The organism is Streptomyces sp. NPDC097129, from assembly GCF_055668065.1.
The window spans coordinates 247285-259819 of sequence record NZ_JBVOQE010000003.1; the positions used below are offsets into that span (position 1 = coordinate 247285).

Genomic DNA, 12535 nt, shown 5'->3' on the forward strand with positions numbered 1-12535 from the left:
GATGTGCATCTTGATCATGTCTTCGTGTGCGGCCACCCGGCGCTCGACTTCGCGGCCACGCTGCGCGCCCGGCGCTCGACCCGGTTCGAGATGTTCGTGACGCCGCAGCGGCTCACCGCCTGGTACGTGGAGTCCGGGCTCGTGGACACGGTCACGCCCGGCGAGGAGGACGACGTCCGCGAGGCGATCGCGGTGCGCGAGGCGATCTACCGGCTCGTCACCGATCGCCGCCTCGACGAGGACTTCGACCGGGAGGCGCTCGCGGTCCTCAACGCCGCCGCGCGCCGGGACCCGGCGACGCCGCAGCTCACCCTGCGGGGCCGGCACACCGACGCGACGCCCGGGCAGGCCCTGGCCACCGTGGCCCGGCAGGCCGTCGAACTGCTCAGCGGCCCGGACGTCCCGCTGCTCAAGGAGTGCGGCAATCCGGAGTGCACGCGCGTCTACATCGACCGCTCCCGGGGCATGCGCAGGCAATGGTGCGGCATGGAGTCCTGCGGCAACAAGATCAAGTCGGCGGCCTACCGCGCCCGCAAGAAGACGGCGCCCACGGTCGCCGGCAACTGACCCGACAACGACCCTGTGCGCCCGTCGGACGGGCGCACAGGGTCGGTTGAGTCGGTCACGGTCCGGCTAGAGCCCCAGGTCGAGGGCGAGGCAGGAGTAGTACTTCCAGGAGCCCGCGGGGTCGTAGGCGGCATCGGCCCTGCCCGGCGTGCTCGCCACCTCTTCGGTCATGTCCTCGAAGCGAACACGCTCCGGCAGCCTCCCGTAGCGCGCTCGCCGCGCCGCCGCGGCGGCTTCCGTTCCGACTGGCTGGTTCATGACGCCCACCCCACTTCATCGATTCTCCGGCGCCGAGTGGATCGCGCCGGGCCGTCGCCGGTGACACTCACCAGCCTGCACCCCCGCGCGTCACCGGTCAAGATGGTGATGCACGAGAGATGGGTCAGAAGGTGACGGTCTTGTGCTCGGTGTAGGCGCCGGGCCCCACCGCGCCGTACCCGCACCCGCTCCGGGGGGTCACCAGGGGAGTCCGGCGCGTGTAACGGTGCGCCCCGGGCGAGGTCTCCTCCCGCGCCAAGGGAGGGGATTTCACCGGTGTTTCGTCGTCGTCGGCTACTACGCCGACGGCGACGGCGCGGTCTTCTCCGGCATCAAGGCGCGCCGGCTCATGGACACCCGCCTCCGCACGGGTGTGCGCAAGGGCGTGGCCGGTCCGGGCCAGTCACCTTCTTCAACCATTCAAGGGGGCCACTGTTACAGTTCGAGCATCCTGTGAACACCCGTTGTTACCGGGCCCGTTGGGCGCGTAACCTGTCCCCCCTGCTCTTTACGGCGACAGCAGTTGGCAACGGGGGCCGTGCGCATGACGCCATTGCGGAGTGACTCCGACGAACTCTTTCCCGACCCGGACAACGCGAGGGCGGACGCCTTCGTCAGTGAGTACCCGACCACCGTCGCGCCCTCCGACCCGGCCCGGCTGGCCACGCGCCCGCCACTGGTCGTCTTCCGCGTCGATGCCGGCGGCAGCGTGTACGAGGACGGCACCGCACGCATCCTGGAGGCGTTACGCCGGCCCCTCGACGACCGCGGCAAGCTCGTCCCGTACGCGCTGGTGCATGCCGGCGACGAGCCCGTGCTGCTGTCCGAGGAGGCCGGGCTGACGCTGGCGGAGGGCACGCCGCGGCATATGACGCCCGACCGGTACCCGCACTTCGGCGTCGTCCGGTCGCTCATCGCCCACATCCAGGCCAACCCCGCCCGGCCGGGTGGCGGACACGCCGAGGAGCTGCGCCGGTACGCCTGCGACCGGCAGCAGGCCGAGCGGCGCGGCCTGCTGGGGCACCTGCCGCGCACCGCCTCGACCGATGTCTCGCCCGACGGCAGCGACCTCAAGGGCTGGCTGGTCAAGGTCTTCTGGTTGTCCTTCACCTGCTATCTCCCGCGCTGGGCCTGGTCCCGCTGGATCTCACGGAAGGTGATGCGGCGCTGGCTCGGCGGGATGCGGGAGGCCGGGGGCCGCACGGACCTGTTCCGGGCGATGGCCCATGTCGCCACCACGCAGGCACCCCGGCTGCGCGGGGCACCGGGCGAGCGGCGCCACGAGGAGGCGCTGCAGACGCTGGAGAAGATACTGCTGCGGGCCCTGCTGGAGGACCTGGCCACCCCGAAGATCGGCCGGTATCTGCCCAAGCGGCGCCGCCGCACCGCACGGCCCGTGCTGCTCGTCGAGGTGCCGCCGCCGGGTACTCCGGGCGCCCGCCGCGCCGAGCGTTTCCTGCGGGTCCTGCACGAGCTGCGCGACACGGCCCCGCGTCCGGGGCCGCTCGTGGTCGCCGTAGGCAGGCCGTCCGACGCGCTGCTCGCCGAGCTGGACCCGCGCGAGTGCACGCTCCCGCAGGCCGCGACCGCGCTCGGGACGCAGGACGGCGGCCCCGTCATGGTCACCTTCGCCGAGGCGTCGCTGACCCGGCCGGGCCTGCCCGTCGCCCAGGTCGAACCGCACCGCCGCTTCCGCACCAGCTGGCGCACCACGGCCTCGGTCCTCGCCGCCACGGCCGCCCTCGCCCTCACCGCCGGCGGCATCACCGTGGCGCACGTCCGCGACGGCGGTGACCACACCTGCCTCGGCGGCAGCGAGTCCGTGGCGACGTCCGCCCGGACCAGCCCCGTCCCTCTGGACCCGGAGGGCTGGTACGACGCCGCGCTCCGGGCGATCACCGAGCAGAACAGGCGCGCCGAGGCGTATGCCCGTCAGGGCCGCACGGTGCGCACCGTCGTCGCCTTCGTCTCCAGCCGGCCGCGCACCGAGGACGAGACACGGTTCGACGGGACGATCCCGGAGCTGCGCGGTATCGCCATGTGGCAGCAGAAGCTGAACTACGACGCGTCCTCGGACCAGAACCTCGTGCCGCTGCGCGTCGACGTGCGCCCCACCGGGGAGGGCTACCGCGACGCCGTGCCGGAGGCGCGGAAGCTGGTCGCCGAGATCCGTGCCGAGGGCGGGGCCGAGGACTTCAGGAAGGTCGTCGGCGTTCTCGCGTACGCGCAGAGCCGCGACGAGACGCGGGCCGCGCTCCAGGTGCTCGGCGAGGGCCAGGTCCCCACGGTCGGCACCACCGCCACCGCGAACGAGATGCTGGCCGGAGCGGCCAGCCTCACCTACTGGCCCCTGACGCCGGACAACGGCCGTGAGGCCCGTATCGAGGCGGACTTCGCGCGCAGCGCCGACATCGTCGCCCGGCGCGACGACGGCAGCAGCTGCTCCCCCGCCCGGCAGGCCATCGTCATCGAGTCCTCCGCGGACCTGTACAGCCGCAGTCTCGCCGGCCGGTTCGAGGCGGCCTTCGCCGGACCCACGCGTATCTTCAACTTCAACCAGGACGGCGACTTCGACCCGCAGCCGCCCGGCGGCGCACCCAATATCTCCAGTGCCGACGGGCTCGCCGAGCAGCTGTGCCAGGCGCTCGCCGAGGATCCGGAGTCCATCGTGTACTGGTCGGCACGGGCCAAGGACTTCACCGCGTTCATCACCGCCATGGACACCCGCGGCACCTGCATCGACCGCCCCGTCACCGTGCTCGGCGGGAACGAGTTGACCAACGTGGCGCAGACCGGCGCCTTCGCCAACAAGAACTGGCTGCGCCTGTACTACTCGGCGCACCGGCTGCCGGTCAGCAGCGAGTACGCCGGCGACAGGACACGACTGTTCGTGTCGGCGTACGACGACTTCGTACGGGCCACCACGCGCGGCACCGACCCGTGGCGGCAGGACGGCCACTCCGCTGTGTCCTACGACGCCTTCCATGTCCTGTCGCAGGCGGTGGCCCAGGCGTGGCTGCGGGACAAGGACGTCGACCGCAGCTCGGTGCTGGTCGCGCTGAGCGGCGGCATCCACTTCAACGGCGCGACCGGGGAGATCTCCTACGGCCAGGGCGGTAACGCACCGCCCGTCGACAAGACACTGGTGATCCTGCGTCAGCTCGGGGACGAGCCGAAGGCGGTCCTGGTCTGCGGCGCCTACGCCGAGGGCAGGTCAAGCCGCACCCAGGGCCCACCGTGCAGCCCCTGACCGCTGACCGGCGACCCCATCGGCTCGGTCAGAGCCGGCCCGCACGACCTCCTTGGGGATGCGAACTCCCCGTCCGCTCAGCCGGTGTGGAGGACCCTGACGCGGTCGGGCCGGGCCGGGTCCCGGTCCACGACCTGGATGGACGTACATGCCCACTGCCACACGCTGATGCCCGGGGCGCGGGAGAACCGGATCTGACCGCGGGTGCCTTCCACAGCGACGGCCGGCCAGGACGCCGCGATGTCCTCCCGGTTCACGCCGTGGGAACGCATCGCTTCGGCGAGGACGGTGATGGCGTCGTAGCCCTCGAAGGCGACGAAGGAGGGTGCGCCGGCCAGTCGCTCGCGCAGGGCCGTCTCGACGCGTACGCCGAGTGGGCTGAGGCGCTCGGGCAGGTAGCGTAGGAACGGGATGCCGGCGCCGTCGGCGCCCAGCGACGTCGCCCATTCGGCGAACTCCGGCTGCCCGGCCGGGGCGCCGATCAGGGTCCCGGCGAGGCGCTGGTCGCCGCGGACGGACCGGACGATCGGCACGGCCGGTTCCGGGTGGCCGACCAGCAGGAGAAGGGCTGTCGCGCCCTTGTCCACGAGCTCGTCGCACAGAGCCGTGGGGGTGAGTTCGCGCATGTCGAGTTCGATGACGGTGCCGCCGTGTGGAGCGAGACGCTCCCTCAGGATGCGTGCCCCGGACGCCCAGTAGACGCTCGGCTGGGTTGCCACGGCGATACGGCGGTGCCCCGCGGCGAGGAGGTGGTCCGCGTAGAGCCGCCAGCCGCGGGACTGGGCCGGGGCGAGGCGCGTGACCCATTGCGTCGGCTGGTCGGTGAGCTCATCCAGCACTGCGGACGAGCAGAGGAACGGCAGGCCGAGGGCGTCGGACGTGGCGGCCGCGGTGCGCGCGACCACGCTGTGGTACTCCCCCGCCACGGCAGCCACGCCCAGGCGCGCCAGTTCGTCCACGGCGGCCGCGGCCTTCTGTGGATCAGCGGCGGTGTCCCGGACCACCAGCTCCAGTGGCCGGCCGTCGACCCCGCCGGCGGCATTGACATCGCGGACGGCCAACTCCGTGCCGGTGAGCAGGTGTTGACCTGCCTGGGCCCAGCCCGGACGGGTCAGCGGGGCGAGAGCGCCGATCCGGACGGATGACTCGTCGGTCCGGTCCGCTCCAGGCGACGAGGATGGCGTGTGCATGTGTGAGTGTCTCCTCTTTATGCGGTCAGTCCCGGACGAGACAGAAGGGGTGTCCGGCGGGGTCGGCGAAGATGCGCCAACTCCGCTTGCCGTCACCCGCGTCGAGCAGTGTCGCCCCCTTGGAGAGAACCTCCTCCTGGGCCCGGTCCAGGTCGTCGGCCCCCAGGTCGAGGTGGAACTGCTGCGGCCGGGCGGGATCCGGCCACCGTGGCGGCCGGTAGTCGTCCACCCGCTGGAACGCGAGCACGAACCCGCTGTCGCAATGGAGCGTGGCCCAGCCGGCGTCGAGCGACCACCGAGGGTCGGGCCGGTTCACCGCACCGCCGAGCAGCGACTGGTAGAAGCCGCACAGCTCAAGGACGTCGGCACAGTCCAGGACCACGCACTGCAGTTTGGCGATCATGCGGGCAGCGTAGAGCAGGATCACCGGCCGGTCTCCGACGATTTGGGCGTGACCCGCGGGGGCGCATCCGGCTCGGGCAGCCCGCTCAGGCAGCCGGCTCAGGTGCTCTGTCCGAAAAAAGGGATCATCATTCGCTTTACCTGGACTATAAGATCGACGAGTTCCAGGTCGCCGATGCGTGTCGCCCGATGACCGCTGTCCTGGTCGCGAAAGGACACCAGTGAAGCTCCGCCGTTCCCTCGCCGTGGCCGCCGCCGTCACGGTGGCCACGCCCGTCGCGCTACTCACCGCCGCTCCGGCCTTCGCCGCCGGGCCGCCCGCGGCGCCGACGCAGAACCAGCCGACGTACGCGGAGCTGGTGAAGGCCGCCACGGACGCGCAGAAGGCCTACGACGAGGCCGCCGCCGCCGCGACGGAAGGGCGCAAGGAGGTCGAAGCCACCCTGAAGGCCCTGGACTCGGACACGCACCCGCTCAAGGCGGCCTCGATCGCAGCGGACAAGGCGGCCAAGGAGGCGGCCGCCACGAAGGACGCGGCCGAGAAGGCTGTCGCGGACGCCAAGGCCAAGCTCGAAGCGGCGCAGAGCGAGGCCGACAAGGCCGAGGCGCAGCGCGTTCTCGATGCCGCAGAAGGCGATCTGGCGAAGGCGGTCACGGCCGGGCAGGAGGCCGACGCGGCGGCCGAGCAGGCCGCCACCGCACTCGGTGACGCCCGGGTGGCAGCCGCCCGCAAGTACGACCGGATCAAGCAGGCCCTCGACAAGGCGCGGGCGGCGAAGGAGGCCGCCGACAAGGCGCTCGCCACGGCCAAGGAGTGCGTCCGTGAGACCGGGCTGACCTCGCTCGCGGTGGGGCTGCCCGCCAAGGTGACCGCCGGGAGCACCGTCGACTTCACCTTGCGCGTGTCCAACGGCACCCAGCGCACGCTGACCGTGGACCCGCTGGTGTTCTTCCACGTGACCGCTGAAAGCCGCGGCGCGAAGAGCGTCCTGAAGGTCGAGTGGTCCAACGGTTCGACCTGGCAGGCACTGAACGGTGAGGACCCGCAGCACATCGCGCACATCGACGCGATGAAGCCGGGCGAGCACAGCGACGTGAAGCTGCGGATGAAGGTGGACTCCGCGGCCGCGAACGCCGACGCCTTCGCTCTCCTCGCCGGTGACGCCTCCGACGCGTACAACCCCTGCGTCCTGGGCCCGATGAAGCGCTACGACTTCAAGCTCCTGCCCGCGGGCAGCAAGACGGTCCCGGCCGACGACGCCAAGCCCGGACAGCCCGACGACAACGACGACAAGCGGCCCGGTGCGGCGAAGCCCGGCAAGGATTCCGGCCCCTCGGCGCAGGGCGGCACGTCCCGGCAGGTGACCGGGACGACGGCCACGGCGGCCGACGCCGGAGGCAACCTCGCCGAGACGGGTTCGTCCTCGGCGATGGCGCCGATCGCCCTGACCAGCGCGGCCGCCGTCGCACTCGGCGCCGGCGCGGTCGTCGCCGCGCGCCGCCGCAAGGCCACGCGCAACGTCTGACCGCAGCCGGAGGGCCCTGGGAGTCATTCCCGGGGCTCTCTGCTCTGCACCCGTCCGGCATGCCGGACGCCTCACCGCGTGGTTTTCGCAGTGCCGCTGGCCGTCCGTGACGGCCCGTGGCCTCCCTGGCCGGCCTCCCTGGTCTCCGTGGCCACCGTGGCGTCCAGGGTGTTTTCCCAAGCCTTCCCGAGGGGTGGCAGCACCCACGGTGTCCTGGGGTAAACCCCCTGCCCGAGACGGTGACTGGCAGGCTGTTTCGGCTGGTCGGACGCGTGGAGACTCGACCGCATGACGATTTCCCCGCAGGTCGCCGTCGCGGCCGCCGTGCCCTCCGCCCGACCCCGCCCCCGTACCTCCGGCTCCGGACCCGGCAGCGACTTCGCGCGGTTGTCCCGTCGTATCACCGAGGCGGGACTGATGAGACGCCGCCCGGGTTACTACGCGGTGCGGCTCGGTCTGGTGATCGCGCTGACGGCGGCCGGCTGGGGAGCGTTTCTCACCCTCGGAGACACCTGGTGGCAAATGGCGACGGCCGCCTTCCTCGCGTTCATGTTCGGGCAGATCGCCCTGGTGGCACATGATCTGGCGCACCGTCAGGTCTTCCGGCGCCGTGGGCCGAGCGAGATGTGGGGCCGGCTCTTCGGCAACCTGGGCATCGGCATGAGTTACGGCTGGTGGATGAACAAGCACACCCGCCACCACGCCAACCCCAACCACGAGGAACTCGATCCGGACGTCGCCCCGGACATCCTGGTGTGGTCCACCGAACAGGCCCGCGACAGCAAGGGTCTGGCCCGTCTCATCGGCGGTCATCAGGCTGGGCTGTTCTTCCCACTGCTGACGCTGGAGGGCTTCAACCTGCATGTGGCGAGCCTGCGGGCGCTGCGTTCGCCGGCCATGAAGGGCCGGACGGCGGAGGCGGCACTGCTGCTGCTCCACCTCGCGGCGTATCTGTCCGCGCTGTTCCTGGTGCTCTCCCCGGGCAAGGCGGTGGCGTTCCTCGCCGTGCACCAGTGTCTCTTCGGTGTCTACCTCGGCTGCACCTTCGCACCGAACCACAAGGGCATGCCCACCTTCCGCGGTGACGAACGGCCCGACTTCCTGCGCCGCCAGGTGCTCACCTCACGCAACGTACGCGGCGGCCGGGTGATCGACGTCCTGCTCGGCGGGCTGAACTACCAGATCGAGCACCACCTGTTCCCGAGCATGCCCACCCCCCATCTGCGGCGTGCGCAGACCGTCGTCCGGGCCTACTGCGCGGAGATCGGCGTGCCGTACCACGAGACCGGTCTGATCCAGTCGTACCGCGAGGCCCTGACCCATCTGCACCGGGTGGGCGAGCCCATCCGGCGGCAGCGTGAGGCGACGCGGAGCGGGGGCTGAAAAGCGGCCCCTCTCTTCGGGCCGGCACCCCGCGAAGGATCTCACCTCGCGAATGGGGCGGTCCCGCCACCGTCGGGGGGAATCGGTGGCGGGACCGCTCGGCGCTCGGGGGCTGGAGGGGGGGACCACTCCCCCGAGCACGTCTGATTCTGCTGCTGCCCCGGCTTCGCAGATATATGCACACGGGTATCCGTCAGTCCGCCTGGCTTCCGGTGGAGCGATGAGTTCGGGCGGCGCAACGGGTCTGCCTCGGTATGACTCGCATCATCGCTGACATCTCGATCTCCCTCGACGGCTTCGTCACGGGGCCCGACCCCGGCCCCGGCAACGGTCTGGGCACCGGGGGCGAGGCCCTGCACCACTGGGCCTTCTCCGACGACCCCGACGACCGTCGTCTCCTGCGCGAGGCGACCGCCCGCTCGGGCGCCGTCGTCCTCGGCCGCCGTCTCTTCGACCAGGTCGACGGGCCCGAGGGCTGGGACGACACGACCGGTTACGGCGCCGGCGAGGTCGCCAAGCCCGCCTTCGTGGTGGTGACGAGCTCGCCGCCCGCATCGATCCGGCTCACCGACCTCGACTGGACGTTCGTCACCACGGGGCTGTCCGACGCGGTCGCCGCCGCCCGGGAGCGCGCCGAGGCAGCGTCGTCCGACAGCGGCAAGGACCTCGACGTGGTCCTCATGGGCGGCGGTACCACGATCGGCACGGCGTTCGAGGCCGGTCTGGTCGACGTGCTGAGCGTGCACCTCGCGCCCGTCGTGCTCGGCTCCGGGACGCCCCTGTTCACCGGCACGACGCCGCGCACACTGGTGCAGCGGAGCGTGATCTCCACCTCGACGGCCACGCACCTGCTCTACGACGTCCTCTGACGGCGGCGTCACAGCTCGCGAGCGACGCCTCACCCGCGCTCGCGCAGATACGCCTCCAGCTCCGCCGCCCCGGCCAGCATCGCCCGCCCCCGGGCGGAGAGGCGGTCGTGCCAGTCACGCAGGGCCGTCTGCAGCGGCTCCAGCCCGCCGGCCGACCGCACCTGCGCGATCAGCGGGGCGATCTGCTCCAGCAGGTAGCCCCCGCGCCGGAGTTGATGAGCCAGCCGGGCATCCCGTACGTCGGCCCGGTCGTAGACGCGGTACCCGGTGAGGGGGTCGCGGCGCGGACGTACCAGTCCCGCCTGCTCCCATTTGCGCAGTGTCGCGGGCCGGACCCCGAGCTGTCCGGCCAACGGCCCGATGAACGTCCCGTCGGTCGGGGACACCGTCTCGGGTACCGCTCCGGGCCGCGGATCGAGGTCGTGCAGTGCGCTCTCCACGGCGTTGAGGGTCTGCCTGTCGGTGAGGAGCTGGGCATGGCTCTCATCGATGAGCCGGAAGGCCTCCTCCTCCGCGCCCTGATTCACGGCCCGCATGATCGCCGTCGCCGTCTGGTGGCTGTGGCCGGGCACCAGGGCGAGGAAGGCGCGCAGCGCCGCCGCGTGCAGCCGGGTGTAGGTGCGGTAGCCGTGGGGTGTGCGAGCGGCGGCCGGAAGGATGCCGGCCTCCTCGTAGTTCCTGATCGCCTGGGTGGACAGACCGTGCCCGCGCGCCAGATCGACCGGCCTCAGCCTCTCACCGTTTTGAAGGTTTCTCCCCATGACTCCGAGAGTATCGCGGCCAAGTTTCAACCGAAGGTTCAACGATAGCGTTGAGGGCATGGCCACTGACATCAGCGACATCACCCATCCCGTCGGCGCTGCCGCCCTCATGCGGCTCCTTCCCGCTCGTCCCCGGCTGCTCGCGCTGGGCGAGCCCACCCACGGGGAGGACGCTCTCCTCGGCCTGCGCAACGAGGTCTTCCAGCAGCTCGTCGAACAGGCGGGCTACCGCACGATCGCGCTGGAGAGCGACTGCGTCATGGGTCTGACCGTGAACGCCTACGTCACCTCGGGGACGGGCACGCTCGACGACGTCATGGAGCGCGGGTTCAGCCACGGCTGGGGCGCCCATGCGGCCAACCGTGAGCTCGTGCGCTGGATGCGCGCCTACAACGACAGCCGCCCCGCGTCCGACCGCATCCGCTTCGCGGGTTTCGACGGCCCCCTGGAGATCACCGCCGCCGCGAGCCCCCGCCAGGCTCTCACCGCGCTTCACGGCTACCTCTCGGCCCACGTGGACCCGGAGCTCCTGCCCTGCACCGCGGACACGCTGGACCGTCTGCTCGGCGCCGACGACCGGTGGACGAATCCCGCCGCGATGCTGGACCCGGCCGAGTCGGTGGGCCGGTCGGCCGAGGCCGGCCGGCTGCGGCTGATCACGGAGGACCTGGTGGCGCTGCTCGACGAGCACACGCCGCACCTGACGGCGGCGACCTCGCCGGACGACTGGCACCGGGCCCGCCTGTACGGGCGTACCGCGGCCGGCCTGCTGCGTTACCACCACTGGATGGCCGACACCTCACCGGCCCGCATGACCAGGCTGGTGAGCGTGCGCGACCAGATGATGGCCCGCAACCTCCTCGCCCTCGCCGCGCGCGGTCCGGTATTCGTCCACGCCCACAACAGCCATCTGCAGCGGCGGAAGAGCACGATGCAGCTGTGGGAGGGGGCCGTGGAGTGGTGGAGCGCGGGGGCACTGGTGAGCGCCCGGCTCGGCGAGGACTACGCCTTCGTGGCCACGGCGCTCGGCACGATCAGGCACCAGGGAGTCGACACGCCGCCGCCGGATACCGTCGAAGGACTCCTGTACGCGCTGCCCGAGGACCGCTGCGTCATCGACGCCGGGCGGCTGGCAGGCGCTCTCCGGGACGCCGCGCCCGCGCCCCGCACCTCCCCCTGGTTCGGCTACGCCCCGCTCGATCCGGACCACTTGGCCGACATCGACGGCCTCCTCTTCGTCAAGGACCTACCGCAAGGCTAGGTCGGAAGGACGGGAGTTGAGCGGAGGGCGTGGACAACTGACCCGGTCGGTTCAAGCCCAGGGAGCACCGCCGGGATGCGGCGCCGCTCGAGCGCGGAGGTGGACGCGAAGAAGCTGCGCAGGAACCGCCGTTCACGGTGATCGCGAGGGTTCGGGCACTCTATGCTGCTCGAATGATCAAGCCGATCGAACTCGTGATATTCGACTGCGACGGAGTCCTGGTCGACAGTGAGCGCATCGCGGTCCGGCTCCAGGTGGCACTCGGCGCAGAGTTGGGCTGGCCGCTCACCCGGCACGAGGCGGTGGCCCGGTTCATCGGGCGCACACACGCCGCCATCCGCGAAGAGGTCGCCGAGCGGCTCGGCCAGGCGACGGCCACGGTCTGGCACGAGCGGTTCGAGCAGCTGCACCGTGACGCCGTGGACGCCGAACTGGCGCCGGTCGAGGGGCTGATCGAAGCGCTGGACGGGATCACCCTGCCAACGTGCGTGGCCTCCAGCGGCTCCCACGAGAAGATGCGGCACACGTTGGGCCGCACCGGCCTCTACGAGCGGTTCGAGGGACGCATTCACAGCGCCACGGAGGTCCCCCGCGGCAAGCCCGCCCCCGACCTCTTCCTGTACGCCGCCGAGCGGATGGGCGTCGCACCGGCCGCGTGCGTGGTGGTGGAGGACAGCCGACCCGGCGTCCAGGCCGCCCGAGCCGCCGGCATGCGCGCCCTCGGCTACGCGGGCGGCCTCACCCCGGCCGAGCACCTCGAAGGCAGCGACACCGTGGTCTTCCACGACATGCGCGAACTGCCCGGGCTGCTGCGCGAGATGGGAACGATGAAATCCGCGCCGGTGGGCTGATGATGCGGCCGCTGCTGCTGGTGGATGTCGACGGACCACTCAACCCGTATGCGGCGAAGCCGCACAGGCGGCCCGAGGGTTACGTGACGCACCGGCTGTCGACGCCGCGCTGGAAGGCGGCTGAGCGGCGCCGGATCGCCCACTGGGGTCTTCCCGAGAAGGCGATCAGGCCACTACGGGTCTGGCTCAACCCGGATCACGGACCGGCACGGCCGCC

11 protein-coding genes and 1 pseudogene are annotated in these 12535 nt (G+C 71.6%); 8 read left to right on the top strand and 4 right to left on the bottom strand.

The window, feature by feature from the left end; translation table 11 throughout:
• The first annotated feature begins 3 nt into the window (after window positions 1-3).
• On the top strand, window positions 4-567 hold the full coding sequence (locus AC0B9F_RS11785; RefSeq protein WP_472001343.1) for a CGNR zinc finger domain-containing protein: 564 nt from the start codon (window positions 4-6) through the stop codon (window positions 565-567).
• A gap of 66 nt (window positions 568-633) precedes the next feature.
• Here AC0B9F_RS11785 and AC0B9F_RS11790 read toward each other — a convergent pair whose 3' ends face one another.
• Window positions 634-825: a hypothetical protein gene (locus AC0B9F_RS11790; RefSeq protein WP_472001345.1), complete on the bottom strand. Its 192-nt coding sequence runs from the start codon at window positions 823-825 to the stop codon at window positions 634-636.
• Between the two features lie 544 nt (window positions 826-1369).
• Between AC0B9F_RS11790 and AC0B9F_RS11795 the strand changes: the two genes are divergently transcribed.
• Window positions 1370-4075 (top strand): type 1 periplasmic-binding domain-containing protein, encoded by a 2706-nt coding sequence (locus AC0B9F_RS11795; protein ID WP_472001347.1) that lies wholly within the window; start codon window positions 1370-1372, stop codon window positions 4073-4075.
• 77 nt (window positions 4076-4152) lie between these two features.
• Here the strand turns inward: AC0B9F_RS11795 and AC0B9F_RS11800 are convergent, their stop codons facing one another.
• Both AC0B9F_RS11800 and AC0B9F_RS11805 read right to left on the bottom strand, forming a co-directional pair.
• Complete coding sequence (locus tag AC0B9F_RS11800; protein WP_472001364.1) at window positions 4153-5265, bottom strand: ABC transporter substrate-binding protein; 1113 nt, start codon at window positions 5263-5265, stop codon at window positions 4153-4155.
• 25 nt (window positions 5266-5290) lie between these two features.
• Window positions 5291-5668: a VOC family protein gene (locus tag AC0B9F_RS11805; protein WP_472001366.1), complete on the bottom strand. Its 378-nt coding sequence runs from the start codon at window positions 5666-5668 to the stop codon at window positions 5291-5293.
• A gap of 220 nt (window positions 5669-5888) precedes the next feature.
• On the opposite strand from AC0B9F_RS11805, the gene AC0B9F_RS11810 reads away from it, so the two are divergent.
• The 3 genes from AC0B9F_RS11810 (at window position 5889) to AC0B9F_RS11820 (ending at window position 9445) form a co-directional block, all read left to right on the top strand.
• Window positions 5889-7193, top strand: coding sequence for an LAETG motif-containing sortase-dependent surface protein (locus AC0B9F_RS11810; RefSeq protein WP_472001368.1), 1305 nt, complete (start codon window positions 5889-5891; stop codon window positions 7191-7193).
• Window positions 7194-7481: 288 nt separating this feature from the next.
• Window positions 7482-8576: a fatty acid desaturase family protein gene (locus AC0B9F_RS11815; RefSeq protein WP_472001370.1), complete on the top strand. Its 1095-nt coding sequence runs from the start codon at window positions 7482-7484 to the stop codon at window positions 8574-8576.
• A 254-nt stretch (window positions 8577-8830) separates the two neighbouring features.
• Window positions 8831-9445 carry a dihydrofolate reductase family protein gene (locus AC0B9F_RS11820; protein ID WP_472001372.1) on the top strand — a complete coding sequence of 205 codons (615 nt, stop codon included), beginning with the start codon at window positions 8831-8833 and terminating at the stop codon, window positions 9443-9445.
• Window positions 9446-9474: 29 nt separating this feature from the next.
• Here the strand turns inward: AC0B9F_RS11820 and AC0B9F_RS11825 are convergent, their stop codons facing one another.
• Complete coding sequence (locus AC0B9F_RS11825; protein ID WP_472001374.1) at window positions 9475-10206, bottom strand: TioE family transcriptional regulator; 732 nt, start codon at window positions 10204-10206, stop codon at window positions 9475-9477.
• A gap of 58 nt (window positions 10207-10264) precedes the next feature.
• Here AC0B9F_RS11825 and AC0B9F_RS11830 point away from each other — a divergent pair, with 58 nt between their 5' ends.
• The 3 genes and pseudogenes from AC0B9F_RS11830 to AC0B9F_RS11840 form a co-directional block, all read left to right on the top strand.
• Window positions 10265-11467 (top strand): erythromycin esterase family protein, encoded by a 1203-nt coding sequence (locus tag AC0B9F_RS11830; RefSeq protein ID WP_472001376.1) that lies wholly within the window; start codon window positions 10265-10267, stop codon window positions 11465-11467.
• A gap of 173 nt (window positions 11468-11640) precedes the next feature.
• On the top strand, window positions 11641-12318 hold the full coding sequence (locus AC0B9F_RS11835; RefSeq protein WP_472001378.1) for an HAD family hydrolase: 678 nt from the start codon (window positions 11641-11643) through the stop codon (window positions 12316-12318).
• Window positions 12318-12527 (top strand): annotated as a pseudogene (locus AC0B9F_RS11840) (hypothetical protein); the annotation flags it as partial. The gene AC0B9F_RS11835 and the pseudogene AC0B9F_RS11840, both read left to right, overlap by 1 nt.
• Window positions 12528-12535: the final 8 nt, after the last annotated feature.

Bases quoted from the DNA above. Each gene is read 5' to 3' on its own strand.
- AC0B9F_RS11790 (WP_472001345.1), bottom strand. From the start codon at position 825: ATGAACCAGCCAGTCGGAACGGAAGCCGCCGCGGCGGCGCGGCGAGCG.
- AC0B9F_RS11795 (WP_472001347.1), top strand. From the start codon at position 1,370: ATGACGCCATTGCGGAGTGACTCCGACGAACTCTTTCCCGACCCGGAC.
- AC0B9F_RS11800 (WP_472001364.1), bottom strand. From the start codon at position 5,265: ATGCACACGCCATCCTCGTCGCCTGGAGCGGACCGGACCGACGAGTCA.
- AC0B9F_RS11805 (WP_472001366.1), bottom strand. From the start codon at position 5,668: ATGATCGCCAAACTGCAGTGCGTGGTCCTGGACTGTGCCGACGTCCTT.
- AC0B9F_RS11815 (WP_472001370.1), top strand. From the start codon at position 7,482: ATGACGATTTCCCCGCAGGTCGCCGTCGCGGCCGCCGTGCCCTCCGCC.
- AC0B9F_RS11820 (WP_472001372.1), top strand. From the start codon at position 8,831: ATGACTCGCATCATCGCTGACATCTCGATCTCCCTCGACGGCTTCGTC.
- AC0B9F_RS11825 (WP_472001374.1), bottom strand. From the start codon at position 10,206: ATGGGGAGAAACCTTCAAAACGGTGAGAGGCTGAGGCCGGTCGATCTG.
- AC0B9F_RS11830 (WP_472001376.1), top strand. From the start codon at position 10,265: ATGGCCACTGACATCAGCGACATCACCCATCCCGTCGGCGCTGCCGCC.
- AC0B9F_RS11835 (WP_472001378.1), top strand. From the start codon at position 11,641: ATGATCAAGCCGATCGAACTCGTGATATTCGACTGCGACGGAGTCCTG.